Origin of the sequence: Bacillus stratosphericus (assembly GCF_020524495.1) — a bacterium.
In the GTDB taxonomy this organism is placed as follows: Bacteria; Bacillota; Bacilli; order Bacillales; family Bacillaceae; genus Bacillus; species Bacillus stratosphericus_B.
Window position 1 is genome coordinate 56,300 of sequence record NZ_JAIVLB010000012.1, and the last position, 25,520, is coordinate 81,819.

Consider the following 25,520-nt stretch of genomic DNA (forward strand, 5'->3'; position numbering starts at 1 on the left):
CGAACTTTTGTTCCCTTTAATCCATTTCGTCTTGTTTGATTATGATGATTTTTTGACTGCGTCGACTGTCTTTAACGCTTCTTTGAAATGATCATAAATGACGTTTCCTACAACAACCACGTCTGCATGCTGGGCAAAGTCCTTTGCCTGCTCTGCGTTCTCAATGCCGCCACCATAAAAAAGAACCGTTTCATGAAGCACTGCTTTTGTTTCTTTGACAAGATCTATGTCTCCAAGCGTCCCGCTGTATTCTAGATAAAAAATGGGCAGTTTCATCAAATGCTCTGCCACTCTTGCATATGCTCTTACGTCATCTATATCCAACGCCGTATTTGCCTCTGTGAGCTTGGCCACTTTACAATCTTCGTTTAAGATCACATATCCTTCCGGCACAATCTCTTCCATTGACATCAAATCACCGTACTCCTTCATCGCATCTTTGTGAAGCCCAACAATCCAATCTTGATTGGTGCTGTTTAACACGGTGGGGATGAAATACATATCGAAGCCCGGTACAATCATCTCATGTGTCGAAATTTCAAGCACACATGGGACAAGAAATCTGCGGACCTTTGACATCAATTGGAGCACGTTGTCCTCTGTCACATTGTCACTTCCGCCAATCAATATGGCATCCGTACCAGATTCGCAAATGGCCTCTAGCTGTTCATCGGAAATCTCTTTATTTGGATCGAGTTTAAAGACGTGCTTCCACTCGGTAACATCATACATGAAAAACGTTCCTCCATTTCGTTTCATTCCATTTAAATATTATAACAAAATCAGTGACCGCAAAAAACGGGTAACCTCCTTCAGCTAAAAGTTTCACTTTTTTTAGCTGACATTCTTGATCAATCACGTTTAAAGAACATAGAGAAGTGAATGGAATGAGGAGAAAAGTATTTCTTGAGAAAAGGTTCGGGGAATGAAACGGAATTCTTATCAGATGATAGATAATAAAAGAAATCGAGGCAAGTTTCCGGCAGATTTTCATATTTACTACTGGCTTCTGCCTCTTCCAGTTGCTTAGAATTTCATTCGTTCCAACAAAACACCGAAAAAGATCAAATGAGTATGCATTCAGGTGAACATGTCATTGATTTAAAGCCAAATGACGGAGAAACATTCGTGTTGTGGTCGAACATTAGGTGTTAAGGAAATCATCACAGAAAAAGATGGAGTTATTGGCGAGCTGAATAAAATAAAACAGAGCCATTACAACTGAAATGGCTCAAAGTGTTCATCTGAGAAAAGCTGTAAACAAATCCGTTTCGCAAAAAGGATTGTTTACAGGAAGACTCCTTTAATTTGTTTCGTCATTTGCTTGTTGCTCTGCTACGCGGTCAAGTGCCATCGTATAGGCATCATTTCCATAGTTCAAGCAGCGTTTGACACGTGAGATAGTTGCCGTACTCGCACCTGTTTCCGTTTCAATTTTATGATACGTGTTTCCCTCGCGAAGCATACGCGCTACTTCAAGACGCTGTGATAAAGATTGGATTTCATTGATGGTGCACAAATCATCAAAGAATCGATAGCATTCTTCCAGGTCTTTAAGGGATAAGATGGAGTTGAATAACTGATCTAAGCTTTTGCCCCTTAATTTATCAATTTGCATCTTTATACATCTTCTCCTTTACTATTGGCACACCGCTTCGCACGAAAATCTTCCGAGAAAGCGGTATCTTTTCTGACTCATTTTTTTCAACCTCAGCAATGAGCTTTGAACTATAATCATGACAGGTTTGGTGCTACGCTGAAAATGCCGCCAGGTTCTTTCGTAAGCCGAAGCTTCTTTATCGTAAACAAATTCGACAAGTTTTGTCATATTCCTTGTGCGACAATCTGACAAACTTGTTTGTTCTGATTTCGAGATCACTTCTGCACTGTTAGGTCTGCCTTAAATACAGTATGTGTGGAAAGCTTACCGAGACAACAAATATGCACCCCGTCTTGCTTGATCGATCAAAATATATTGGTCGGCCAGCGTAACCGACAGATTCATTTTACAATTAGGACACTTCATTCGTCATGTCAAGCCCTCTGCTTTGTCAACATCTCCATATAAGATGATCTCACCTTACATAGAAGCGAAGAGACCCATTGCTCACTTCTGCCCTATAACAGCAGTCAGAAATCAGACAAAGATGATACAGCTCCACTCTGTTATATTTTAACGCATTATAGACGGAAAGAGTACAGTTTTTTTCATGACATCAAATATTCCTCTTGGTGTCACTCGAATATAAGGCAAGTGTGTACTTTGGAAAAAGACGAGTGTATCAATTGGACAATCAAATGGATACCCGCGCTCTATGAGCAGCTTGCGTAATGTTTGTTCCTGATGAAGAACAGTCTCAAACGGTTCAGATGATGCACAGCCGGATAATTGCAGCGGTATTTCATGCAAAATCTTTCCGTTCTCTGTGAGCACGATCCCTCCGCCGATTTCTTTCATTCGCTTATGAGCAAGCATCATATCCTCTTTATTTTTCCCGATGACTAATATGTCACCAGTTGTTGAAAATGAGCTGACAAAGCCTTGTATCTTGTTTGCAAAGCCTTTTAGCATTGTATTCACACGCCACTCGCCTTTTCGATCAATCAGGCTAAAGAAGCTTTGATCATGGTCACATGACAGTTGATTGACAGAGTTATCAATCTCCACTGTATAAGGCTCCATGATGACGGCATTTCTCATTTTTACACCAAGCGGCATAGAGAATTGCAAATCGCTCATTGTCAGGTCATAGCTTAAGTCTAGTGGAACAAGCCCGCCGTTTTCCCATTTTGTTTCTTTGAATTGATGCTGGTTTTCGCCTTCTAATTTGAGAATTACCCCTTTGGATAAAACTGTTTCAGGATTTGGATTCAACGGATCATCTAAAATATTCAAAGAAGCCAATCGACCAGGTCCGACAACTCCTAATAAGTCATCAATTTGATAGTATTTCGCAATGTTAAATGTCGCCATATTGTACGCATCAATGATGGGTACACCTTCTTTAAGTGCAATTGAAATTAAGCGATTAATCATGCCTTCTTCATAAAAGTGGGGGGCGGATCCATCTGTTGTATAAAAAAAGTGATCATACTGTCTAAAATCACGCTCATGAAGTTCTCTTAAGATATTCACTAAATCTGGGCGAATGGAAGAATGACGCAGTGATACATAATAGCCAAGGGACAATCGTTTTAGCACATCGTCCGCATTCATCGCTTCATGATCACTGTCCGCTCCAAACAGCTTCATTTTTGTTAGCGTTTTCTCAGAAGCACCGGGAAAATGCCCTTCAATCCGTTTTCTCTGCTTCTTCGTTTCTTGCATGCAATATAAAATGAGATCATCACCGTCCATCAATCTTGGCCAGCTTGTTAATTCGCCGCCTTGAAGGACGTCAGGATGATCAATCCATTCCTTGCGATAATTGATAGGAAGCACCTCATCTTCATATCTCACTTCAGTTTGAAGATCGTATCTGGACCACCAAAAATATTGAAATGGCTGCTTTTTTAATTCACATAAAGTGGAAAGCGCTTTCTTTTCATTGCTCTGCAAGAGAAGAAATAAGTTATCGCTGACCATCGTTGTTGTGCCAAATTGAGACACATATTCTGCAAGTGATTGGGGATTATAAATATGGAACGGATGCGCATGAGGCTCAATATACCCTGGCACAATGTATTTCCCTTTACAATCAATTACACGTTTAGCTGATTTATTTTGAGGAAGCTCTGCTCCGACATAAACAATTCGATCATCATGTATCCAAATATTTGCCTTCACCCATTGCTTTAAAAACGGGTTTAGCACGAGTCCATTCATTAAAAGGAGTGTTGGAACTATTTTTGAGTCGACTACATCGATTTGTGTACGGATGTCATTGTTTCTCCAATTAAAAGTACGTTCGGACATTCACATACTCTCCTTCATTTGTATTAGCCCTATCGTAACATAACGAATCATGTTACGCATTAATGAAACGTTACAATTTCTTGAAATCACACTTAAAATAATTTAAAAAGGAGATTCACATTCAATGAAACCTAATCTTGACTTAATGGAAGCGCTCATTAGAATTGCCTGCGGAATGACGATATGTACTGTGGCTGGATCCTTATATTCAAGAAGACCATGGAGTAAAATGCTTCTTTTCAGCATCATGTTTGGCGGTATGAAGATGGCATCTGGTATTCTTCGTTTTTGTCCAGTGACGTATATGTGTGAGCAGCAGGACACACATAAAGAGAAGGCTGAATGAGACAGCCTTCTTTTTTATGACCCCATCATTCTGCTACTTCACACCATTTCACTATCGTACCAGCGATAATTTCAGCTACTTCGATGACTTGTTCAATGTCGATGGATTCATTTGGGTAATGGGCAAGCTCCGTGGTACCAGGTCCGAACACAATGATCGGGATACCAGCAGCCTGTGACAATAGGCCGCCATCTGTTCCCCAAGGGGCAGCTTCAATCTTTGGCGGCTCCTTCAATACCTCTTCATATTGTTCCTTCAATAGATCTAAAAGCGGGTGATCTGAATCAATTGAACCTGGAAGCCACCTTGCACCAAACCATTCGACTTCCACAGGATGATCTTGAAACCATTCATCCTTTTCCGCAAGTCCCGCCATCCAATTTTCTAATTCCTTCTCTGCCTGTTTAACCGTTTCACCCGGCATCACGCCGAGCCTGCCTTCCATTGTGACAAGGTCTGCTACAGAGGACGGCCAATCACCGCCTTGAATTTTCCCAATGTTGATCGGTATCGGTATGGGGATATGCTGAAACAGTGGCTCGGTGATTCGCTTATTTCTCTCTTCTTCAAGTGCCGCTATATGTGAAAGAACAATGGTACTTTTTTCAATAGCGGAGACACCGTGATATCTTGTTCCGCCATGAGCTGCCCTTCCTTTAATGTACAGCCTGAACCACTTTGATCCCTGCTGAATCGGAAATATCTTCATATGGCTTGGTTCCGGAATGATAGCAGCATCTGCTGTATACCCTTTTAGTATCGCTGCAAGTGTGCCTGCCCCGCCACTTTCCTCTTCGACCACACTATGGAACACCACATCTCCTTTCAGAGGAATCTGAAGCGCATGCAGCGCCTCAAGTGCGAAGAGTAAAGAAACGTTCCCGCCTTTCATATCTGTTGCACCGCGTCCATAAAGTCTCCCGTTTATGATATACCCACTATAGGGCGGATATGTCCATTGTTTCATATCACCTTCAGGTACAACGTCCACGTGGCCATTTAATAAAATGGATTTTCCGTTTCCTTTCCCTCTCAATCGCCCAGCTACATTGGGACTTTCTTTAAAGGAACGCCGCGGTGAATAAAAATAAGGGTGTTCCAGCAATTCATCGCCGCCGATATCCCATACATCTACATCAAAACCAATGGCTGAAAGCTTATTTGCGACGATTTGCTGTACTTCTTTTTCATTTCCTTGTGTGCTGTCACATTGCACCATTTGCTGAAGAAGCGTAATGGCTTCATCCTGGTGCTCTCTCATCCAGTTTTTGATACGTGTGATTGGCTGCAAGTTGGTCATCCTTTCTACACAACAAATTTGACATCAGGCGCTAAAATTAAAGGAGCCTCTGTCGCCCTGATGACATCTTCCGGCTGAAACGGCGGCATGACTTCACGCAAGATCAACAGCTGAGACTTGATCTCAATAACCGCCATATCCGTGATAATCAGATCCACACAGGATTTAGCGGTTAGTGGCAGCGTACAGGCCGATTTCACCTTTGATTGACCGTGTTTATCAAGGTGGTTCATCACCACCACAACCTTTTTTGCTTTTTGCGCCAGCTCAATCGCTCCGCCCATACCAGGTACTCTTTTACCTGGTACGATCCAATTCGCAAGGTCACCCTGGCTGCTTACTTCAAGTGCACCTAAAATTGTCATGTCTAGCATTCCTTTTCGAATGATGCCAAAAGCTGTCGTGCTGTCCATGTATGATCCACCTTTTGATAACGTAATTGGAAAACCGCCGGCATTGCACAAATTCGGGTCTTCTTCACCTTGTACAGGTGAGGCTCCTGCCCCCATAATGCCATTTTCTGCATGCAGCCACACTTGATAATGCGTGGGGATGTAATCCGCCGCTAGGGTTGGGATTCCGATCCCAAGATTCACAATCATGCCATCTTCAATTTCCTGTGCCGCTCTTTTGGCAATGCGATGTCTTAAATCGATGTCTCCCATGCCCATGTCCAGTTCACTCCTTTTGATTGCACGATCTGGTTCACAAATACGCCTGGCGTCACGATTTCTTCTGGATGGAGCTGACCCACCGGCACAATCTCTTCTGCTTCCGCAATGGTCCAGTCTCCTGCCATCGCTACAATCGGGTTTGTATTCCGTGCACTTTTATCAAAAATCAAATTTCCTGCTTCATCTGCTTTGAAGGCATTAACGATGGCAACATCCGCTGTCAGCGCAGGCTCAAGAATATAATTCTTCCCATTTAGCGGAACCAATTGTTTCTCATCACGATTCAGGCTATCCATCCCGACATCTGTCACAATGCCCGCTAGGCCCATCCCGCCTGCTCTGATCTTTTCTGCTAGGATGCCCTGCGGGTAAAAGAGAACGTCTAATGTACCCGCCTGCATTTTCTTCCCGGCAATGGGATTTGAGCCAATATGAGAAGCGATTATTTTCTTGACTCTCCCCTCTGTGATGAGCCGGCCAACACCAATTTGCGGGAAGCCTGCATCGTTTCCGATCAATATCAGATCTTTGATATTTGCTTCTAGGATGGCGTCGATCAATGATGGCGGTGAGCCCACTCCACCAAAGCCGCCAAACATGATGGTCATGCCATCTTTAAAACGTGCGATCACTTCATCAAAGCCCGCTGTTTTGTTCATGTTCCTTCCTCCCTACATGGCAGATGGGAAAAACCCTCGATTGATGACTTCTTGTTCGACCTGCGTGATGGTCTGCCCGAATAGATGAATGAGTTCATCCATCTCCTGTTGCGTGATAGAAAGCGGCGGTGCAATCATGACAGCTGCGCCTCCCACTCCATCCTCTCCGGCACTTGCTGGATATACGAGTAAACCATTTTGCTTTGCCGTCTCCACGACTAGATTCGTCATCTGAGCATGTGCAGGAAATGGCGTTTTGGACAAACGATCTGCGACAAACTCAATGCCGATGAACAGTCCTTTGCCTCTCACATCTCCAATAATGAAACTGTTTGTTTGCAAATCCTTTAAGGCATTCATTAAATATCGACCTGACAGATCCGCTCGTTCAGGAAGCTGATGCTTTTTCATATATCGAAGAACAGCCAGTGAGACGGCTGCTGAAAGCGGATTGGCACTATACGTGTGACCTGCCATAACAGAGCCTGAGCCACTGAGAATCGGTGCAATCACATGATCCGCTGAAACAGTTGCCGCAATCGGTGAATAACCGGCACTCATTCCTTTACCGAGAACCATGATATCTGGTTCGACACCCCAGTGTTCCATAGCAAACATTTTCCCTGTTCGTCCAAAGCCTGTCATGACCTCATCTGCAATCATTAAAATGTCGTTTTCCTCACAGACTCGCTTCATCGCTTCAAAATACCCGTCTGGGGGCACAAGTGCAGCTCCCGCCGCTCCAACAATGGGCTCTGCCATAAAGGCAGCAATCCTCTCTTTTCCTATACGCTGGATGACAGTTTTAAATTCCTGGACATACCACTCGACCTGCTTGCTTTCTTCTTTCGGCAGCCATGATCTGTAGCTATATGGTGGTGACAGCACTGGGTGTTTTTCAAGCAGTGGTTCAAAGCGCTCTCTCCTGGCAATATGACCTGACATCGACAGCGCACCAAGTGTGATGCCGTGATAACTCATCCACCTTGATATGATGTGATTCTTTTCCGTCTTCCCCTGCTCCTGCCAATGCTGGATCGCAATCTTCATCGCTGTCTCCGTTGCCTCTGATCCGCTTCCTACAAAGAAAGACCAGTTCAGATTGCCAGGGCAAAGCGTACTCAATTCATAGGCAAGCTCTTCCGCTGGTTCATTTGTAAATTGTGACCTATACGTAAAACTCACTTTTTCCGCTTGCTCTGTCATGGCCTCAATGATGTCTCGTATGCCATGTCCAATACTGGCCGTGACTGCCCCTGATGATCCATCTACATATTTTTTTCCGTCCCGATCATATAAATAAATCCCCTCTCCTTTCACAGCCACAGGATAATTCTGATTCAACATTGGTTTGATTAAGTACTCCCGGGTTTCCACGTTTTCATTCCTCCCTCTCTTGTCAGCAGCTGCATCTTTCTTTTTCATGAATCGCAAGAAAATTTTGTATACTTGTTATAAGATTAGCTTAATCAAAAGGGCAGTCATCCTCTATTCGCCACATGCCCAAATTTCATAGACATTTTTTATACATCGTGTATAAGATTGTTCAAAAGGAGGTCATGAGTCTATGGCGATTCTCGTCAAAGATGCACTCTCGCTCGATATCATGAAGGAAACAAAACTGCTTGCTGGAGAAAATGGGCTGGATCGCCTCATTCAGTGGGTAACCATTGTGGAAATCATCGAAGATACATCCAGGCTTTCAGAAGGGGAACTACTTGTCACAACCGGTTTCGAGCTTGCGGAAAATAAAGAGAGACGCGTTCGGCTTGAAGAATTGATTCAATCTCATCGTCTATCAGCCATTGCGATTTATAAAGGCGTGTACTTAACGGAGATTCCAGCAACAATCATTGAAGCGTCCAAAAGCAGTGACATCCCGCTCATTGAGATTCCTTCACATGTCAATTTCTCAGACATTACAAAAGCAATCCTAGAGCAAATCGTCAGCAGTCAGCTCCATCAACTCAAATATTCTTCAGCGATTCATCAAAGACTGACCCATTTAAATGTGAGCAATAAAAATGTGACGCAAATTACGGATGAGCTGGCACATTTAACTGCGGCGAACATCGTGGTGCTTGATATGTTTTTACATCAAATAGCTACTCATCTTGTAAAGGATCAAGTGACGTATTCTCCTGCTTTTGGCTTTGTAACAGATTGTGAACCAATTGAAACCACGCCACTGCTCAAGCAGGCAGAGGAGAAAGGGCGACTCGTTTATGACACATATGGAGAATTTGTATTGGCTGCGTGTCCTGTCATTGCGATGGGTGATATTTTTGGGTTTATTGTGTCTTTAAAGAAAAAGGCGGCATGGCATCATCTCGATGCGATTGCGATCGAGCATGCGGGGGCGGTGTATGCGATTGAATGGCTGAAACAAAAAGCCATACAAGATACAGAAAACCAAATGCAAGGACATTTGTTAGATGATATATTACAGCAGCAATATACAGAAGAAAGCTATGTCATCGAACAAGCAACAAAGCTGCAATATGATATGAGTGATGAACAGGTCGTGATCTACTTTCAATTTCAGCATCAGCATACACAGCTCGATCACCAAATGGTGCAGCGCCTCTCTCAATTGCTCACATCGATATTTGAACGCAGACATATTCCCTTTTTACTAAAGGCGAGGCTTGATTCCATTTTTGTCCTGACACCCGCAGGAAAAAAAACGTTTCAAGAAACAGATTGGTATAGCGCAGCAGAGGAGTGCCGGAATACTTGGTCTTATTTTTTCCCCGTCCATCCGATTTTGATTGGTATTGGAAAAGCCTATGATCAGATCAGTCTCTTTGCAAAAAGCGCGAAAGAAGCCCAGTATGCAGCAAGGCTTCTTCCACTCTTAAAAACAGATGAAAGCATCATTCATTATCAAAAGCTCGGCTTATATGGCATGCTCCTTGAAATGAACGAAGCAGGAATGAATTTGCATGACTTTTATGTGGAGCTGTTAAGCCCTTTGCTTTATACAAGAAAACAAGGAGCTGATCTGATCCATACACTCGAAGTGTATTTGGCACACAATGAAAATATTCAAAAATCTGCGGGAGAATTGTTTATTCACCGGCATACATTGAGCTATCGCTTGAAACAAATTGAAACGAGAACAGGCTGCAGCCTCAAATCCACTGATGATCGGATGAAGCTGCAGCTGAGTATCATGGCTTACCGCCTATCTGGTCTGCTTGATCAGATGAGAACCATTTCATGATTCATTTGGCGTTTTGACCCATAGATTCATATCCTCAATTTTGTCAAAAATATAGCAGTTGTTTTGGAAGCGACCGGTATACGTATACCCAAGCTGATAAAATACTTGATTCATCCCATAGGACAGTGCCCGCGCAAGCGAATAAAAGACATAGATATGCATGGATTGAAGCTCTTTTTCGAGTGATAGAATCAAATGATGCATGAATCCTAGTTTTCTGTATGATGGAAGGGTTGCACAATCTGTTAATTCCGCATGTCCATACGGCGCATTGATTTCAGCGGATGCTGCACTCACAATGTCACCATCATGTTCAACGGCATAAAAAACAGTCCCTTCCTCCATCACCTTTTGGATGTAATCCGCCTCGTTCATCGGGGTGGGGTACGTCTCAAAGACCGTATCATAGAGCTTTGCCAGCTTGTGGATATCCTTCGCATCGGCTTTCCTCATCACATACTCATCCTGCCACGTGCCCTGATCTTTTTTGATAGGCTGTCCTTGAATGGACGCCACGATTTCATCTTCCTTCAGCCAATACGGACTGTTCATCCGATCCTCTGTGAGAAAGAGCGACATTCCGTACGCATCGCTTCCAAGGAAATAATGAGAAAACACCCCTTCAAGCCGAAAGCCTTTTTCTAAAAAAAGAGGCACATGCTCACGCCTTACTTTCACAATCACCTTAGAAGCCCTGCAACCCTCAGCCTCCTGAAGAACTGACTGAATGACATCCCGTACCCTGCCGCTATAGTCGTCCAAACGAATTCTTTGATTAAATGAATCAATACAGATTAAGGCAGAAAAACGCTCGTTTGCAAGTTCCTTCAATTGCACCATACACTCATTCCTCTCTTATGAATCAGCTAATAAAAAACCTCCAAATTAAAAATGAAGCAATTGCGACACCAGAAAGAATCGAAATGATCATATAACTAATGGCTAAGGCTTTTTTCATTTTATTGTGCTTAATTGCAAACAACATGACGTTATTTGTGGCTATCAGAAATAAAATAAGCATGACTAATACACCAATGATATATGCTTTAATAACCATGTTTCCTCCTCATACATTCGTGATCCCATACTACTACTACTTCTTCATATTCCGCCGGCATCCCTTCTCATGTTCAAAAGAAGAAAAAACACCTTTCCATCTCATCAGATAGAAAGGTGTTTTGATTAAACGGATTTCCCCGCAGCCTTCAGCGCACGGGAGCCAATATCACGGCGATAAAATAGACCTGGTTGAATGATGTCTTCAACCGCTTCATATACTCTTGATCTTGCCGCTTCAAATGTGTCATCAAATGCAGTGACATTTGCTACACGACCGCCATTTGTCACGAATTGATCGTTTTCCTTTTTCGTGCCTGCATGGAAGGTCACCACATCAGAAACAGTTGTTTGCAAAGCACCGATCGGCGTGCCTTTTGCATAGTCCTCTGGGTACCCCTCTGATGCAAGAACCACACTGACAGCGGCTGTGTCTTTCCACTGTAAGTCCACATCTTTTCCATCAAGAATATCGAGGAATACTTGAACTAAATCCGATTCAAGACGAGGGAGCACAACCTGCGTTTCAGGGTCGCCAAAGCGTGCATTGAATTCAATGACCTTCGAGCCTTCTGGTGTCAGCATTAAGCCTGCATATAAAATGCCTGTAAACGGACGTTCTTCCTGCACCATCGCACGAGCCGCCGGCTTTACCACTTCTTCAACTGCTTTTTGCACCACTTCATCTGAAATTTGTGGAACCGGAGAATAAGCCCCCATGCCGCCAGTGTTCGGTCCTTTGTCATCTTCAAATGCACGTTTGTGATCCTGCGCGATCACCATCGGGTACACCTTTTCTCCATTGACAAAGGCCATCAGTGAAAACTCTTCTCCTGTTAAAAATTCTTCAATGACAACAGATGCACTCGCATCCCCAAATTTTTCATCCTCTAAAAAGTCATGCAGACAGTCAATGGCCTCTTTAAGTGTCATGGCAACTGTCACACCTTTTCCTGCTGCGAGACCGTCTGCTTTAATGACAATCGGTGCGCCCTTTTCTTCTACATATGCCTTCGCCTCTTCAAACGCTGTGAAGGTTGTATATGCGGCTGTCGGGATATCGTAATTTTCCATTAAATCTTTTGCAAATTCCTTTGACCCTTCAATGACCGCAGCTTTTGCATTTGGTCCAAATACCTTTAGACCTGCTTCTTTAAATGCATCGACCACACCTGCAATTAAAGGAACCTCTGGTCCGACAATCGTTAAGCCGATATCGTTTTCTTTTGCAAAATGAATTAACGCCTCATGATCACCTTCGTCGATCGGTACAAGGCTTGCGACACCTGTCATTCCATCATTGCCAGGTGCGACAAATACTTGGCTGACAAGCGCACTTTGATTCACTTTCCATGCGATGGTATGCTCTCTTCCGCCTCTGCCGATAATTAATATGTTCACACTGTCATCCCCTTAATGTTTGAAATGTCTAACGCCAGTGAAGACCATGGCGATGCCGTATTCATCTGCCTTTAAAATCGATTCTTCATCACGAATCGATCCGCCTGGCTGAATAATCGCTGTTACACCTGCCTTTGCAGCAGCTTCTACTGTATCGCCCATTGGGAAGAAAGCATCAGAGCCTAGTGCGCTTCCTTTTGCCTTTTCACCTGCTTGCTCAATCGCAATGTTAGCCGAGCCGACACGGTTCATTTGACCAGCGCCGATACCTGCTGTCATTTGATCCTTCGCAAGGACAATGGCGTTTGATTTGACATGCTTGACGACTTTCCAGGCGAGCTTTAAGTCTTTCCATTCATCTTCAGTTGGTTCTCTTTTCGTTGGAATAGAGATCGTTGCTTCATCTAAGCCATAAGTGTCGATATCCTGAACGAGTAGTCCGCCATGGACACTCGTCAGCTGCTTTTCTTTTTTCTCGAGATCCGCTTCTACATCTAGTGTTAATAAACGAAGGTTCTTTTTCGCTGTTAACACGTTAAGCGCTTCTTGGCTAAATGAAGGAGCAATGATAATTTCTAAGAAAATCGTATGCAAAACTTCAGCCGTTTGTTTGTCTACTTCACGGTTAAGCGCAACAATGCCGCCGAAAATAGATGTTTCATCTGCTTTGAATGCACGGTCAAATGCCTCTGCAATGTTTTCCCCTGTACCAGCACCACATGGGTTCATATGCTTCACAGCAACAGCTGCTGGCTCCGAGAATTCACGTACGATTTGAAGAGCTGAATCGGCATCTTTGATATTGTTGTAGGAAAGTTCTTTTCCATGTAATTGCGTCGCTGTTGCCAAAGACCCTTTGCTTGGAAGCGCATTTTCATAGAAAGTAGCCGCTTGATGCGGGTTTTCTCCATAACGAAGGGATTGTTTTTTCTCAAACGTGACAGTGAACTGTTCTGGCTCCGTTTCGCCAACATAGTTCGTTAAATAATCCGCAATGAGGGCATCGTAAGCAGCTGTATGACGGAATACCTTTGCCGCAAGCTCACGTTTTTTCTTAAGCGACACGCCGCCTTCTTTGATTTGCTGAACCACTGCATCATAATCACGAGGATCCACAATGACAGTCACGTCTTGATGATTTTTAGATGCAGCACGAAGCATTCCCGGCCCCCCAATATCAATGTTTTCAATCGCTTCTTCATACGTCACATCGTCTTTTGAGATCGTCTCTTTGAATGGATATAGATTCACGACAACAAGATCAATCGGCTGAATGCCGTGCTTTTCAATCTGTGCCATGTGCTCATCGTTTTCTCTCACTGCTAATAGACCACCATGAATGGTTGGGTGAAGTGTTTTGAGTCGTCCGTCCATGATTTCTGGGAATCCAGTCACTTCAGAAATCCCAATGACTTCAATACCGTTCTCTTGAAGAAGCTTGTGTGTACCTCCAGTTGAAATCACTTCAACGCCAAGTTCTGTTAATTCTTTCACAAAAGGTACAAGATTCATTTTGTCTGAAACACTGATTAATGCGCGTTTGATCGTCATGCCTTTGTCACCTCATCTAAGATAATTCTAAAAGTGATTTGATCACTTTTGGATATAGTGTGTGTTCTAGTTCGTGCATTCTTTTTTCAATCGATTCAAGGTCTTCCCCTTGTTCAATATGAATTGCAGCTTGTTCAATAATTGGTCCGGTATCCATGCCCTCATCGACATAATGAACGGTGATTCCTGCCACTTTGACCCCTGCTTGATAGGCTTGCCCAATGGCATCAAGCCCTGGGAATGCTGGAAGTAAGGAAGGGTGAATATTTACGATTTTCCCTCTGAATGCTTTGAGTAATGTCGGCCCAATCAGTCTCATATACCCAGCGAGGAAAATCCATTCCACTTCATGCAGCTTAAGCTGTTCAATAATGGTTTGTTCAAAAGCCGCTTTACTAGGAAAATCTTTAGGCGTAAAAGCAAAGGACGGAATGCCCTCTTTCTCTGCCCGCTTCAGCACCTTCGCACCCGCTTTATCACAAATCACTATGGCGGCCTCTGCCTGCCACTGCTCTTCTTTTAACGTATCAATAATGGCTTGAAAATTTGTCCCGCTTCCAGAGGCGAAGATCGCAAACTTCTTCATGAGAGACTTCCACCGCCGAAAGTGACGCCTTCTCCTTTTTGAACTCGTCCGATCAGAAATGCTTTCTCCCCGTCTTGTTCAAGTCCACTGATGACATCCACTAAATGATCCTCTTTTACTGCTAAGACAAAGCCGATACCCATATTAAACACGTTGAACATCTCTTCTACCTTCAATTGTCCTTTTTCCTGAATAAAAGAGAAAATAGGTGGTACTGGCCATGAGCCGTTATCAATCTCAATGCCAAGCCCTTCCGGCAGCATACGTGGTAAATTCTCAATAAAGCCACCGCCTGTCACATGTGCCATGCCGTCAACCTTGCCGGCTTTCACTTGTTTGAGAACTGGCTTTACATAGATTTTCGTCGGTTCAAGAAGCTCTTCTCCAAGCGGTCTTGTAAAAGGCTCATATATTTGATGAAGGTCAAGACCGGCGTCTTCGAGCAATACTTGGCGTACAAGAGAGTAGCCATTACTATGAATCCCACTTGAACTGAGTCCGATCAACAAATGTCCCTCTTTGATGCTGTCTCCTGTTACGATTTCATTCTTTTCAACGACTCCTACAGAAAAACCAGCAATATCATATTCTTCTTCTGAGTAAAGACCCGGCATTTCTGCTGTCTCTCCGCCGACAAGTGCTGAACCAGATTGCTCGCATCCATCAGCCACACCTTTGACAATCGATTCAATTTTCAAAGGATCTGCTTTTCCGACTGCTAAGTAATCTAAGAAAAAAAGCGGCTCTGCCCCTTGTGCAAGCACATCGTTAACACACATAGCAACTGCATCTACGCCGATTGTATCGTGCTTATCCATTAAAAAAGCAAGCTTTAATTTCGTGCCAACACCATCTGTTCCTGAGATAAGGACGGGCTTTTTGTATGGCAGCTCAGATAAATCAAACATACCGCCAAAGCCGCCTAGAACGCCCATTACTCCTGCTCTTTTTGTACGTTCTACGTGTGTTTTCATTCGTTTGACGGCTTCGTATCCTGCTTCGATGTCGACACCGGCGTTTTTATATGCTTCTGACATCCCATTCACTCCTTTTAGCTGCTTAACTTCCATTTATTGTCGGCAGAATGAAAGAGCAGCATATCAAATCATCTTGACTGCTGCTCCATTATTCGATTATTTCGTCAGGACTGTTTCCTTCACATGCGGAAGGACAGTGTCTTCATAAATTTCAGTCGGGTATTTTCCAGTAAAGCATGCTAAGCATTGACCACGCTGCGGATCATCATACTTTCTTCCAATCCCGTCCATTAAACCGTCTACAGATAAAAATGCAATGGAGTCTGCACCGATTTCCTGTCTAATTTCTTCAACTGAATGAGAAGAGGCAATTAGCTCTTCGTGTGTGGACGTATCAATTCCATAAAAACACGGATGAGAAATTGGCGGTGAACTAATGCGTACATGTACTTCAGTTGCCCCCGCTTCTCTTAGCATCGTGACAATTCGGCGGCTTGTTGTTCCGCGTACGATGGAATCATCCACCATGACGACACGCTTTCCTTCGACAACCCCGCGCACAGCAGACAGCTTCATTCGCACGCCCTGCTCACGCAATGATTGAGACGGCTGAATAAATGTCCGGCCGACATAACGGTTTTTAATTAAACCAAGCTCATATGGAATGCCTGTCGCTTCGGCATAGCCAATCGCTGCAGAAATACTGGAATCTGGTACACCTGTCACGACGTCTGCTTCCACATGCGCTTCTTCTGCAAGCTTCTTGCCAAGATTCTTTCTCGCACTATGCACGTTGATGCCGTTGATGTTGCTGTCAGGTCTTGAGAAATAAATATATTCCAAGCTACACATGCTACGGTTAATGTTCATAGAGAAGCGCTCAGATTTCAACCCTTCATCATTCATGATCAGCATTTCACCAGGCTCCACATCTCTTAAATACGTTGCGCCGACGACGTCAAATGCACATGTTTCAGAAGCAACAACATAAGCGTCTCCAAGCACACCAAGTGAAAGTGGACGTAAGCCATTCGGATCAAGCGCCACGATCATTTCTGTTTCCGTCATAATTAAGAAAGCATATGCTCCTTTAAGCATAGACAGAGCATTTTTGATTTGATCCTTCAAATCAACATACCCACTGCGCTTGATTAAGTGAGCCAGCACTTCGGTATCAGAGGAAGTTTGGAAAATGCTTCCCTGGTTCTCTAGCTGCTGCTTTAATTGCGTTGCATTCACTAAGTTCCCATTATGAGCAAGGGCAAGACTGCCGTTATTTTGCGAGCGGAAGAAGAGGGGCTGCACATTTTCAAAGCCGCCTCCGCCTGCTGTCGCATACCGAACGTGTCCGATCGCACCTTTTCCCGTTAAATCCTTTAGCTCACCATTTTGGAACACTTCCGTAATCAGTCCAAGGCCTTTGTGTGACGTCAGGTTTTCACCATCTGTTGCAATGATTCCCGCACCTTCTTGTCCTCGGTGCTGAAGACTATGCAATCCGTAATATGTGATTTGCGGGGCTTCTTTGTGCCCCCAAACCCCAAAGACACCACACTCTTCGTTTAAGCCTCTGATTTCAGCAAGCATGGGATCGCTCCTTTCCATGCACGTTCAAGTTCGTTGACCGCTGCATGAATCCATTGTTGTCCTTCTTGATTTTTGACGGCCAATACACCATCATTTGTGACCGTTCCGACTTCTTTCGCATCTTTCACAGCCGCAGCAAATGCTTCACGGTTTTCTGGTTTAACTGTTACGACAAAACGTGACTGCGATTCACTGAATAATGATGCTGCACTGTTTAGATCGATCTGGATATCGGCGCCAAGACCGTCTGTTCCAAACGTACTTTCAGCAAGTGCTACACCAAGACCGCCTTCAGACACATCATGTGCTGATTGAACAAGTCCGTTTTGAATCGCTGCTAGAAGGGCTTCTTGACGTGCAAGTTCTACATCCAAATCAATTTCTGGCGCTTTTCCGTAGATACGGCCTTCTGTCATTTTTTGAAGCTCACTGCCTGCAAATTCTTCCTTCGTTTCACCAATGACGAAAATCACATCGCCTTCCTGCTGAAACGATTGAGTCGTAATATGAGCTGTATCTTCAACCAAACCAACCATTCCAATGACTGGTGTTGGGTAAATGGCTGTTCCATTTGATTCATTGTATAAAGAGACGTTACCACCGATCACCGGCGTGCTTAATGTGCGGCAAGCTTCGCTAATACCGTCAGCAGACTTTTCAATCTGCCAGAAGATTTCTGGTTTCTCAGGGTTACCGAAGTTCAGGTTATCTGTCACTGCAAGAGGACGAGCGCCTGAGCAGACAATGTTACGTGCTGCTTCTGCCACTGCAATCTTACCGCCGACCTCTGGGTCAAGATAGAGATAACGTGCGTTACAATCTGTTGTCATCGCAAGGGCTTTTTTCGTTCCACGAATTCTTAGAACACCTGCATCAGAGCCCGGTGCAACGACTGTATTTGTCCGAACCATGTAGTCGTATTGATCATAGACCCATTCTTTACTTGCAATCGTGGGCTGCTGAAGGAGCTGTTTTAACGTATCTGCTGCATCTGTCATGTCAGGTGCTTCGACTTTTGTTTCTAAGAACTCACGATAGTATGCAGGCTCACTTGACGGCTTGTGATAAACCGGTGCTTCTTCTGCAAGTGCATCAACAGGAAGCTCACAAACCACTTCACCTTGATGGATTAAACGAAGCATTTTATCGTCTGTCACATGACCGACTGAGATAGCTTCAAGATCATATTTTTCAAAGATATCGATAATTTCTTGCTCACGGCCTTTTTCAATGACCAAAAGCATTCTCTCTTGAGATTCAGACAGCATCATTTCGTATGCAGACATGCCAGTTTCACGCTGCGGAATGAGGTCTAGGTTCATCTCAATACCAGAACCTGCTTTACTTGCCATTTCCGCACTTGAGCTTGTTAAACCAGCTGCTCCCATATCTTGAATGCCAACGAGCGCATCATTTTTAATGACTTCAAGGCACGCTTCAAGCAATAGCTTTTCCATGAACGGATCTCCTACTTGAACAGCTGAACGCTTTTCTTCTGATTCATCAGAAAATTCTTCAGAGGCAAATGTGGCGCCGTGAATCCCGTCACGTCCAGTTTTGGCACCTACGTACATGACCGTATTGCCAACACCTTTGGCCTGCCCTTTTTTGATGTCCTCATGGTTGATTAATCCAACACACATCGCGTTGACGAGCGGGTTGCCTTCATAACTTTGATCAAAATGAACCTCTCCGCCGACTGTTGGAATACCGATACAGTTTCCATAACCTGCGATTCCTGCCACTACTTCTTCAAACAAGTACTTCACGCGCGGTGAAGTCAGTTCACCAAAACGAAGAGAGTTTAATACAGCAATTGGACGCGCACCCATAGAGAATACATCACGGATAATCCCGCCGACACCTGTTGCTGCTCCTTGATACGGTTCAATCGCAGAAGGATGGTTATGTGATTCGATTTTAAATACAACGGCTTGGTTGTCTCCAATATCAACGATTCCAGCGCCTTCCCCAGGACCTTGAAGAACATGTTCTCCTTTTGTCGGGAACTTGCTTAAAACAGGCTTTGAGTTTTTATAACTGCAATGCTCAGACCACATAACAGAAAAGATACCTGTTTCTGTGTAGTTCGGCAGCCTGCCAATAATAGATTCGATTAAAGCGAATTCTTCATCACTCAATCCCATTTGCTGATACAATTTCTCTTCTTTAATTTGCTTGTGACTTGGTTCAAGCAGTAGTGACATGAGTGTCCCTCCAATTTTTCACGATAGATTGAAACAACTTAAGTCCGTCTGGGCTGCCTAGTAATGAATCAACCGCGCGCTCAGGGTGCGGCATCATGCCGAGTACATTGCCCTGCTCATTCGTTATACCTGCAATTCGATTTGTACTACCGTTAATATCATCTCCATAAGTGAAAGCGATTTGGCCTTGTTCAATGAGCTTCGTTAATGTATCTTCGTCACAGTAGAAGTTGCCTTCACCGTGTGCAACAGGAATAGTAATGAATTCGCCTTTTTGATAGCCGCTTGTAAATTGCGTATCGTTGTTCTCTACAATGAGTTCAACTGGACGGCAGATAAATTTCAGGTCTTTATTTCGTCTCATCGCACCTGGAAGAATGCCAAGCTCCTGAAGAATTTGAAACCCGTTACAAACACCCAGAACAGGCTTTCCTTCCTCAGCTGCTTTCTTCACAGCCGGCATGATGTTAGAGAAACGAGCAATTGCACCGCATCTTAAGTAATCCCCATAAGAGAAACCGCCTGGTACGAGTATACCGTCAAATCCGTCAAGGCTCGTTTCGTCGTGCCATACATATTCAACTTGTTCATCTAACTCATTTTGAATCGCATGGTACATATCGATATCACAGTTAGAGCCAGGCAAAACGATCACTGCAAACTTCACTGTGCGATAACCTCCTCCACCTCATAGCGGTAATCTTCAATTACCGTGTTGGCAAGTAATTTTTCACACATTTCTTTTACCACTGTGTCTAAATCACGATCTGATTTTTCAATGACAAGCTCCATGTATTTCCCGATACGGACATCCTTTACTTCCTGATAGGACATGCTGTGCAAAGCATGCTGCACGGCACTTCCTTGTGGATCAAGAACGCTCTCTTTTAAGCTGACAAAAATTTTCACTTTATACATGTTTATGGCCTCCAAGTCTTTTGAAAATTTCTTCGTATGCATTCGTTAAGCCACCCAGGTTTCGTCTGAACACGTCTTTATCAAGCTTTTCGTTTGTGTCTTTGTCCCAAAGCCTGCACGTATCAGGAGAAATCTCATCAGCTAGCAAAATACGATTCTCGTGATTTATACCGAATTCAAGCTTGAAATCAATTAAATTTACATGGCAATCTGAGAAGATTTGTTTTAACTCTTCATTCACTTGTCTTGTGATCTGTTTCATTTCCTCCACCTGCTCAGGTGCCGCTGCATGTAATATGCAAATATGATCTTCTGTAATGAGCGGATCACCGAGTGCATCATCCTTGTAGTAAAACTCGATTAATGGCTTTTCCAGTTTCGTTCCCTCTGGAATGCCGAGGCGTTTTGACATACTGCCTGCCACAACGTTTCGTACAACCACTTCAAGCGGTACAATTTGGACCTTTTGAATGAGCTGTTCTGTTTCAGAGAGGCGTTTTAAAAAGTGATTGTTGATCCCTTTCTCATGCAGCATTTGAAAGATTAAGCTTGAAATTTCATTGTTCAGTCGACCTTTGCCTTCGATTTCCGCTTTCTTTTCACCGTTAAATGCTGTGGCTGAATCTTTATATTCAACATATAAAATATGCTCGTCATCGGTCTGATAGATTTTTTTCGCTTTGCCTTCGTAGAGAAGTTCTTGTTTCACAGTCATTCAGATCGGCCTCCTAATTTGAATATTGGCAATTTTCAAGATTGGCCACCTAACTAGCAGGCGGTCCATTTCTTACACAAGACCTAGACGCTCGAAAATCATATCGACATTTTTCAAGTGATAGTTGTAATTGAAGCAGTCAGCGATTTGTTCAGGTGTTAGGCGTGATGTGATTTTCTCTTCTGCTTCTACTAAAGAACGGAATGGCACTTGCTTTTCCCATGCTTCCATCGCCTTTGGCTGAACAGTATCATACGCTTCTTCACGTGCCATGCCTGTATCAATTAACGCGAGAAGGACACGCTGAGAGTAGATCAAGCCAAGTGTGCGATCCATGTTGCGTTTCATATTCTCAGGGAAGACCGTCAAGTTCTTCACAATGTTGGAGAAACGATCCAGCATATAGTTTAGTGCAATCGTTGCATCTGGTAAGATGATGCGTTCAGCAGATGAATGAGAAATATCACGCTCATGCCAAAGCGGTACATTTTCATAGGCTGTCAGCATGTAACCACGGATGACACGGGCAATTCCAGACATATTTTCAGAGCCGATTGGGTTCCGTTTATGCGGCATAGCGGATGATCCTTTTTGTCCTTTTGCAAAGAACTCTTCTACTTCACGTGTTTCACTCTTTTGAAGACCACGAATTTCAACAGCAAATTTCTCAATGCTTGTGGCGACTAAAGCAAGAGTTGCCATGTAATCTGCATGACGATCACGCTGCAAGGTTTGGGTTGAAATTGGTGCAGCTTTGATGCCAAGTTTCTCACATACATATTGCTCAACAAACGGGTCGATGTTCGCATATGTGCCAACAGCACCAGAGATTTTGCCGTATTCGATGCCAGCTTTTGCATGTTTAAAACGTTCTAAGTTACGCTTCATTTCTTCGTACCAAAGAGCAAGCTTCAGGCCAAATGTTGTCGGTTCAGCATGTACACCGTGTGTACGGCCCATCATGACGGTATATTTGTGCTCTTTTGCTTTTTCTTTTAATATATCAACAAATCTCTCAATGTCCTCGAGCAAGATATCGTTCGCCTGTTTTAATAGATATGAAAGCGCCGTATCCACCACGTCTGTAGATGTTAATCCGTAATGAACCCACTTTCTTTCTTCTCCTAGAGATTCAGATACAGCACGCGTAAAGGCAACCACGTCGTGGCGCGTGTCTTGTTCGATCTCTAAAATACGTCCAATATCAAAGCTTGCATTCTTGCGCATCGTCACAACGTCTTCTTTCGGAATAATGCCAAGTTCTGCCCAAGCTTCACAAGCGAGAATTTCTACTTCAAGCCATGCGTTAAATTTGTTTTCCTCTGTCCAGATTGCTGACATTTCTGGTCGTGCGTAACGTTCGATCATTTCCCGTTTCCTCCATCTCTTTCAGTCCATATCTTTGTGATGTTTATCATCCATTCATCTTCGAGCTTTTTCATAAACGTCATATGCCCCATTTTGCGGCCGGCTTTCACTTCATGCTTTCCATATAGATAGAGCTTCGCTTCCTTTAAAAGCTCAGGATGCTCTTTTGGGATGTCCACTTCATCGCCCAGTAAGTTCACCATCATGCCCTCTGATAAAAGGGCTGTACCGCCAAGTGGCAACCCACATATCGCACGAATGTGCTGTTCAAACTGACTGGTCTCACATAAATCGAGTGTATAATGACCCGAATTATGCGGGCGTGGTGCCAGTTCATTGACTAGTAGCTTTCCTTCGTTTGTCAGGAACAGTTCTACAGCAAGCGTACCGACTAACCCCAGCTTTTCAGCAAGTTTCGTTGCCAGCTCCTTCGCCTTCTCCTGAATGCTGTCATCTACCCTTGCAGGCACGATGCTTTGGAATAAAATATTGTGCTTATGAATGTTCTCAGCGACTGGGAATACCGCAATTTCCCCATGAACAGAACGCGTGACGATAACGGACAGTTCCATTTGAAATGGGACCCAGCTTTCTAAAATACATGTTCCATGCGAGAGCAATGCGGCTGCTTCTTGAAGCTGACCCTTCTCTTTGATCACGTACTGTCCTTTTCCGTCGTAACCGCCCCGGCATGTTTTCAGCACGGCGGGCAATCCAAGCACGTTCGCTGCGTCTTCTAGCTCCTTTTCATCATGAATGATGCGATAAGGTGCTACTTCACAGCCTGCGTCTACAATCCCTTTTTTCTCGGTTTCACGGTTTTGAGTTAAAAGAAGAATTTCGCTTCCTTGTGGTAAATAGGCCTCTTCCTTCAGTTGATTGAGTGCATCATAATCAATATTTTCAAACTCATAAGTCACCACATCGCTGATTTCTGCTAGCTTTCGAATCGCTTCAAGATCACTATATGCTGCTGTGATTTCTGTATCAGCAACCTGTCCACATGGAGATTGTGTGACTGGGTCTAGGGCAGCTGCCCAGTACCCCATTTGCTTTGCGCTAACGGCCATGTATCTGCCAAGCTGTCCTCCGCCGATAATACCAATGGTTGCGTTTGGAAAAATGGTCTGCTTAGCCAAGCTGATCACTGCTTTCTAGTACAGTCTGTTTTGTTTGTTCTCTTCTTTCTTCAAGACGAGCTGCAATTGTTTCATCAAATGCTGAGATCATTTGTGCGGCTAAGAGGCCAGCATTTGTTGCACCGGCTTTGCCAATAGCCACTGAGGCAACTGGCACACCGCCTGGCATTTGAACGATGGATAATAAGGAATCCAGCCCATTCAGTGCCTTTGATTGAACGGGCACACCAATGACCGGCAGTGTCGTTTTTGCTGCGACCATCCCCGGTAAATGTGCTGCGCCTCCAGCACCGGCAATAATGACTTTTAGTCCTTTACCTCTTGCTTCAGTCGCATATTCAAACATTAAATCAGGTGTCCGATGTGCGGATACTACCTGTTTTTCATACAGAATGTCTAGTTCCTCTAAGATATCGCACGCATTTTTCATTGTTTCCCAATCAGATGTACTTCCCATGATGACACCTACAAGCGGCTTCATTTTGTCCCCACCTTTAAGCTGATATTCGATTTTGTATCGTTTGACACGCTCCCCAAACCTAAGCAGCTTGTCAAACGCCGAACAAAAAGACCCGATTTGTATTGCATTGTTAGGAAGCAACACAAACCGGGCCATGGTAAGCGCTGTTCGCTTTTAAAAAGCCATGTCAGTTTTGTTCACTATCCTGCATAGTCCAGTCATTTATGGTAACTGGGTAGAAACTTATGGGCCATATTCCCAAGATTATATGAGGTTCGTGTTTTGATTTCATGTTTATCTTAACAACGGATGTTCATGATGTCAACGGATTTATCGAACAATCTATGAAGTCGTCGTTTTAATGTTCGGATTTAGACTATTTTTCCTTCAAATACGATTTTTTTCCCAATCGGAATGATCTGAATCGACCCATTTTTCTTCTTTTCCTGAAAGATCGGCTCCTCCATTCGACGGACAGGCGAGTAGCCTTCCTCTGCCATCTGGGACAACACTTGATCAATCGTCATGTTGTCTTCTACATAGAATCTCTTCTTCTTTGGTTTTGCGGTCATTCTTTAATTCTCCTTTTCTTCACAGCCTTCACCCAGAAGCCGCCATGAATCGATTTGGGCTCATATGAGATAATAAACGCCTTTGAATCAAGCGTTTTAATCGTTTCATATAATTGCAGTTCATATTTTCTCGGTGTTAAAATTTGCATCGCTGTCCGGTCTCCTTCAAGACCGCCTACTACCCAGTTGGTGACACCATATCCCTTTTCTCTCAATTGTCTTGGGAGATCTAGATCCAATTCTTTTGTAATCACATTCACAGTAATGTAGCCAAGTGCCAGCTTCTCTTCAATTTTCATCCCGACAATGATCCCAATCCCATAACCTATTGCATATGCAATGACATTTTGTACTTGATCTAAGTTATCGAGTACGATACTTAAACCAATGACATAAATGAGCATTTCGACTGTACCAGCAAAAGCAGCTACGTACCGTCTGCCTTTCATTGTTAAAATCAAACGCATGGTGGAAAAAGAGACATAGACAATGTTAATCACTAAAATGATTAAAACCATGGTGAACGCATTGGATAAAAGTAGTTGAAGCACGATTCGCACCCCCTGCACTAAAAATCAAATAAAGCACCCCATATTCTACTAGAGAACAAACCTTGATACAATCAAATTTGCGCCAGAAAAACACCTATATCTTTTGACAACAAGGGAGGATTGTAATACCAAGAGTGTACCCGTTTTTTCCTCTTCTCAACATGAAAACCTCCTTTTCAAAAAAAGGAGGTTTCAGCTTGTAGACAAAGTCTACAAGCTTTTTTGTATAATAAGGGTAATAACACAATTCTGCGGGGGATGAACATGTTATCGAAACGTGAAGAAGAGAGAAGAAATCAATTAGAAGTAGT

25 protein-coding genes and 1 riboswitch are annotated in these 25,520 nt (G+C 43.6%); of the genes, 2 read left to right on the forward strand and 23 right to left on the reverse strand.

What is annotated here, in order from left to right; genetic code table 11:
* Positions 1 to 39: 39 nt before the first annotated feature.
* From pcrB to LC033_RS06790, 3 genes are all read right to left on the reverse strand, one after another.
* The gene (gene pcrB, locus LC033_RS06780; RefSeq protein WP_226567488.1) at positions 40 to 732 is read right to left on the reverse strand and encodes a heptaprenylglyceryl phosphate synthase; all 693 of its coding nucleotides are present in this window, start codon (positions 730 to 732) and stop codon (positions 40 to 42) included.
* 571 nt (positions 733 to 1,303) lie between these two features.
* A complete protein-coding gene (locus tag LC033_RS06785; protein WP_226567489.1) occupies positions 1,304 to 1,618 on the reverse strand; it encodes a YerC/YecD family TrpR-related protein in 315 nt (104 codons plus the stop codon).
* Positions 1,619 to 2,173: 555 nt separating this feature from the next.
* Positions 2,174 to 3,916: an adenine deaminase C-terminal domain-containing protein gene (locus LC033_RS06790; protein ID WP_226567490.1), complete on the reverse strand. Its 1,743-nt coding sequence runs from the start codon at positions 3,914 to 3,916 to the stop codon at positions 2,174 to 2,176.
* 124 nt (positions 3,917 to 4,040) lie between these two features.
* Here LC033_RS06790 and LC033_RS06795 point away from each other — a divergent pair, with 124 nt between their 5' ends.
* Positions 4,041 to 4,262: a YgaP family membrane protein gene (locus tag LC033_RS06795; RefSeq protein ID WP_226567491.1), complete on the forward strand. Its 222-nt coding sequence runs from the start codon at positions 4,041 to 4,043 to the stop codon at positions 4,260 to 4,262.
* 25 nt (positions 4,263 to 4,287) lie between these two features.
* On the opposite strand, the gene LC033_RS06800 is transcribed toward LC033_RS06795, so the two are convergent.
* From LC033_RS06800 to LC033_RS06815, 4 genes are read right to left on the reverse strand one after another with little or no spacing between them, the layout of a single operon-like run.
* Positions 4,288 to 5,553 carry a peptidase gene (locus tag LC033_RS06800; protein ID WP_226567492.1) on the reverse strand — a complete coding sequence of 422 codons (1,266 nt, stop codon included), beginning with the start codon at positions 5,551 to 5,553 and terminating at the stop codon, positions 4,288 to 4,290.
* Positions 5,554 to 5,567: 14 nt separating this feature from the next.
* Complete coding sequence (locus tag LC033_RS06805) at positions 5,568 to 6,233, reverse strand: 3-oxoacid CoA-transferase subunit B (protein ID WP_226567494.1); 666 nt, start codon at positions 6,231 to 6,233, stop codon at positions 5,568 to 5,570.
* Positions 6,209 to 6,895, reverse strand: coding sequence for a CoA transferase subunit A (locus LC033_RS06810; protein WP_226567496.1), 687 nt, complete (start codon positions 6,893 to 6,895; stop codon positions 6,209 to 6,211). Before LC033_RS06810 ends, LC033_RS06805 begins: the two co-directional genes overlap by 25 nt.
* Before the next feature lie 12 nt (positions 6,896 to 6,907).
* Positions 6,908 to 8,272 (reverse strand): aspartate aminotransferase family protein, encoded by a 1,365-nt coding sequence (locus tag LC033_RS06815; RefSeq protein ID WP_226567498.1) that lies wholly within the window; start codon positions 8,270 to 8,272, stop codon positions 6,908 to 6,910.
* 190 nt (positions 8,273 to 8,462) lie between these two features.
* Here LC033_RS06815 and LC033_RS06820 point away from each other — a divergent pair, with 190 nt between their 5' ends.
* On the forward strand, positions 8,463 to 10,121 hold the full coding sequence (locus LC033_RS06820; protein WP_226567499.1) for a PucR family transcriptional regulator: 1,659 nt from the start codon (positions 8,463 to 8,465) through the stop codon (positions 10,119 to 10,121).
* Here the strand turns inward: LC033_RS06820 and ablB are convergent.
* The 16 genes from ablB to LC033_RS06900 all read right to left on the reverse strand — a co-directional run bounded on the left by ablB (position 10,116) and on the right by LC033_RS06900 (position 25,209).
* The gene (ablB, locus tag LC033_RS06825) at positions 10,116 to 10,961 is read right to left on the reverse strand and encodes a putative beta-lysine N-acetyltransferase (RefSeq protein WP_226567500.1); all 846 of its coding nucleotides are present in this window, start codon (positions 10,959 to 10,961) and stop codon (positions 10,116 to 10,118) included. The genes LC033_RS06820 and ablB overlap by 6 nt on opposite strands.
* A gap of 22 nt (positions 10,962 to 10,983) precedes the next feature.
* On the reverse strand, positions 10,984 to 11,178 hold the full coding sequence (locus LC033_RS06830; protein WP_226567501.1) for a hypothetical protein: 195 nt from the start codon (positions 11,176 to 11,178) through the stop codon (positions 10,984 to 10,986).
* A 125-nt stretch (positions 11,179 to 11,303) separates the two neighbouring features.
* A complete protein-coding gene (gene purD / locus LC033_RS06835; protein WP_226567502.1) occupies positions 11,304 to 12,578 on the reverse strand; it encodes a phosphoribosylamine--glycine ligase in 1,275 nt (424 codons plus the stop codon).
* A gap of 12 nt (positions 12,579 to 12,590) precedes the next feature.
* Complete coding sequence (purH, locus tag LC033_RS06840; protein ID WP_226567503.1) at positions 12,591 to 14,129, reverse strand: bifunctional phosphoribosylaminoimidazolecarboxamide formyltransferase/IMP cyclohydrolase; 1,539 nt, start codon at positions 14,127 to 14,129, stop codon at positions 12,591 to 12,593.
* A gap of 16 nt (positions 14,130 to 14,145) precedes the next feature.
* Positions 14,146 to 14,715 (reverse strand): phosphoribosylglycinamide formyltransferase, encoded by a 570-nt coding sequence (gene purN / locus LC033_RS06845; protein ID WP_226567504.1) that lies wholly within the window; start codon positions 14,713 to 14,715, stop codon positions 14,146 to 14,148.
* Positions 14,712 to 15,752, reverse strand: a complete 1,041-nt coding sequence (gene purM, locus LC033_RS06850) for a phosphoribosylformylglycinamidine cyclo-ligase (RefSeq protein ID WP_226567505.1) — start codon at positions 15,750 to 15,752, stop codon at positions 14,712 to 14,714. The genes purN and purM overlap by 4 nt, the downstream gene beginning before the upstream one ends.
* 96 nt (positions 15,753 to 15,848) lie before the next feature.
* Entirely contained in the window at positions 15,849 to 17,279 is a 1,431-nt protein-coding gene (gene purF / locus LC033_RS06855; RefSeq protein ID WP_226567506.1) for an amidophosphoribosyltransferase, read from the reverse strand.
* The gene (gene purL, locus LC033_RS06860; RefSeq protein WP_226567507.1) at positions 17,255 to 19,486 is read right to left on the reverse strand and encodes a phosphoribosylformylglycinamidine synthase subunit PurL; all 2,232 of its coding nucleotides are present in this window, start codon (positions 19,484 to 19,486) and stop codon (positions 17,255 to 17,257) included. The genes purF and purL overlap by 25 nt, the downstream gene beginning before the upstream one ends.
* Positions 19,470 to 20,153: a phosphoribosylformylglycinamidine synthase subunit PurQ gene (gene purQ, locus LC033_RS06865; RefSeq protein ID WP_226567508.1), complete on the reverse strand. Its 684-nt coding sequence runs from the start codon at positions 20,151 to 20,153 to the stop codon at positions 19,470 to 19,472. The genes purL and purQ overlap by 17 nt, the downstream gene beginning before the upstream one ends.
* Positions 20,150 to 20,404, reverse strand: coding sequence for a phosphoribosylformylglycinamidine synthase subunit PurS (gene purS / locus LC033_RS06870; RefSeq protein ID WP_226567509.1), 255 nt, complete (start codon positions 20,402 to 20,404; stop codon positions 20,150 to 20,152). The genes purQ and purS overlap by 4 nt, the downstream gene beginning before the upstream one ends.
* Entirely contained in the window at positions 20,397 to 21,119 is a 723-nt protein-coding gene (gene purC / locus LC033_RS06875; RefSeq protein ID WP_226567510.1) for a phosphoribosylaminoimidazolesuccinocarboxamide synthase, read from the reverse strand. The genes purS and purC overlap by 8 nt, the downstream gene beginning before the upstream one ends.
* 72 nt (positions 21,120 to 21,191) lie before the next feature.
* On the reverse strand, positions 21,192 to 22,487 hold the full coding sequence (gene purB / locus LC033_RS06880; protein ID WP_226567512.1) for an adenylosuccinate lyase: 1,296 nt from the start codon (positions 22,485 to 22,487) through the stop codon (positions 21,192 to 21,194).
* Positions 22,484 to 23,626, reverse strand: a complete 1,143-nt coding sequence (gene purK / locus LC033_RS06885; protein WP_226567514.1) for a 5-(carboxyamino)imidazole ribonucleotide synthase — start codon at positions 23,624 to 23,626, stop codon at positions 22,484 to 22,486. The genes purB and purK overlap by 4 nt, the downstream gene beginning before the upstream one ends.
* Positions 23,619 to 24,107 (reverse strand): 5-(carboxyamino)imidazole ribonucleotide mutase, encoded by a 489-nt coding sequence (purE, locus tag LC033_RS06890; RefSeq protein WP_226567516.1) that lies wholly within the window; start codon positions 24,105 to 24,107, stop codon positions 23,619 to 23,621. The genes purK and purE overlap by 8 nt, the downstream gene beginning before the upstream one ends.
* 169 nt (positions 24,108 to 24,276) lie before the next feature.
* A riboswitch (purine riboswitch) is annotated at positions 24,277 to 24,378 on the reverse strand.
* Positions 24,379 to 24,457: 79 nt separating this feature from the next.
* On the reverse strand, positions 24,458 to 24,658 hold the full coding sequence (locus LC033_RS06895; protein WP_226567517.1) for an NETI motif-containing protein: 201 nt from the start codon (positions 24,656 to 24,658) through the stop codon (positions 24,458 to 24,460).
* Entirely contained in the window at positions 24,655 to 25,209 is a 555-nt protein-coding gene (locus LC033_RS06900) for a DUF2179 domain-containing protein (RefSeq protein WP_226567518.1), read from the reverse strand. Before LC033_RS06900 ends, LC033_RS06895 begins: the two co-directional genes overlap by 4 nt.
* Positions 25,210 to 25,520 lie beyond the last annotated feature (311 nt).

Bases quoted from the DNA above. Each gene is read 5' to 3' on its own strand.
- pcrB (WP_226567488.1), bottom strand. From the start codon at position 732: ATGTATGATGTTACCGAGTGGAAGCACGTCTTTAAACTCGATCCAAAT.
- LC033_RS06785 (WP_226567489.1), bottom strand. From the start codon at position 1,618: ATGCAAATTGATAAATTAAGGGGCAAAAGCTTAGATCAGTTATTCAAC.
- LC033_RS06790 (WP_226567490.1), bottom strand. From the start codon at position 3,916: ATGTCCGAACGTACTTTTAATTGGAGAAACAATGACATCCGTACACAA.
- LC033_RS06795 (WP_226567491.1), top strand. From the start codon at position 4,041: ATGAAACCTAATCTTGACTTAATGGAAGCGCTCATTAGAATTGCCTGC.
- LC033_RS06805 (WP_226567494.1), bottom strand. From the start codon at position 6,233: ATGGGCATGGGAGACATCGATTTAAGACATCGCATTGCCAAAAGAGCG.
- LC033_RS06810 (WP_226567496.1), bottom strand. From the start codon at position 6,895: ATGAACAAAACAGCGGGCTTTGATGAAGTGATCGCACGTTTTAAAGAT.
- LC033_RS06820 (WP_226567499.1), top strand. From the start codon at position 8,463: ATGGCGATTCTCGTCAAAGATGCACTCTCGCTCGATATCATGAAGGAA.
- ablB (WP_226567500.1), bottom strand. From the start codon at position 10,961: ATGGTGCAATTGAAGGAACTTGCAAACGAGCGTTTTTCTGCCTTAATC.
- LC033_RS06830 (WP_226567501.1), bottom strand. From the start codon at position 11,178: ATGGTTATTAAAGCATATATCATTGGTGTATTAGTCATGCTTATTTTA.
- purH (WP_226567503.1), bottom strand. From the start codon at position 14,129: ATGACGATCAAACGCGCATTAATCAGTGTTTCAGACAAAATGAATCTT.
- purN (WP_226567504.1), bottom strand. From the start codon at position 14,715: ATGAAGAAGTTTGCGATCTTCGCCTCTGGAAGCGGGACAAATTTTCAA.
- purM (WP_226567505.1), bottom strand. From the start codon at position 15,752: ATGTCAGAAGCATATAAAAACGCCGGTGTCGACATCGAAGCAGGATAC.
- purF (WP_226567506.1), bottom strand. From the start codon at position 17,279: ATGCTTGCTGAAATCAGAGGCTTAAACGAAGAGTGTGGTGTCTTTGGG.
- purL (WP_226567507.1), bottom strand. From the start codon at position 19,486: ATGTCACTACTGCTTGAACCAAGTCACAAGCAAATTAAAGAAGAGAAA.
- purS (WP_226567509.1), bottom strand. From the start codon at position 20,404: ATGTATAAAGTGAAAATTTTTGTCAGCTTAAAAGAGAGCGTTCTTGAT.
- purC (WP_226567510.1), bottom strand. From the start codon at position 21,119: ATGACTGTGAAACAAGAACTTCTCTACGAAGGCAAAGCGAAAAAAATC.
- purB (WP_226567512.1), bottom strand. From the start codon at position 22,487: ATGATCGAACGTTACGCACGACCAGAAATGTCAGCAATCTGGACAGAG.
- purE (WP_226567516.1), bottom strand. From the start codon at position 24,107: ATGAAGCCGCTTGTAGGTGTCATCATGGGAAGTACATCTGATTGGGAA.
- LC033_RS06895 (WP_226567517.1), bottom strand. From the start codon at position 24,658: ATGACCGCAAAACCAAAGAAGAAGAGATTCTATGTAGAAGACAACATG.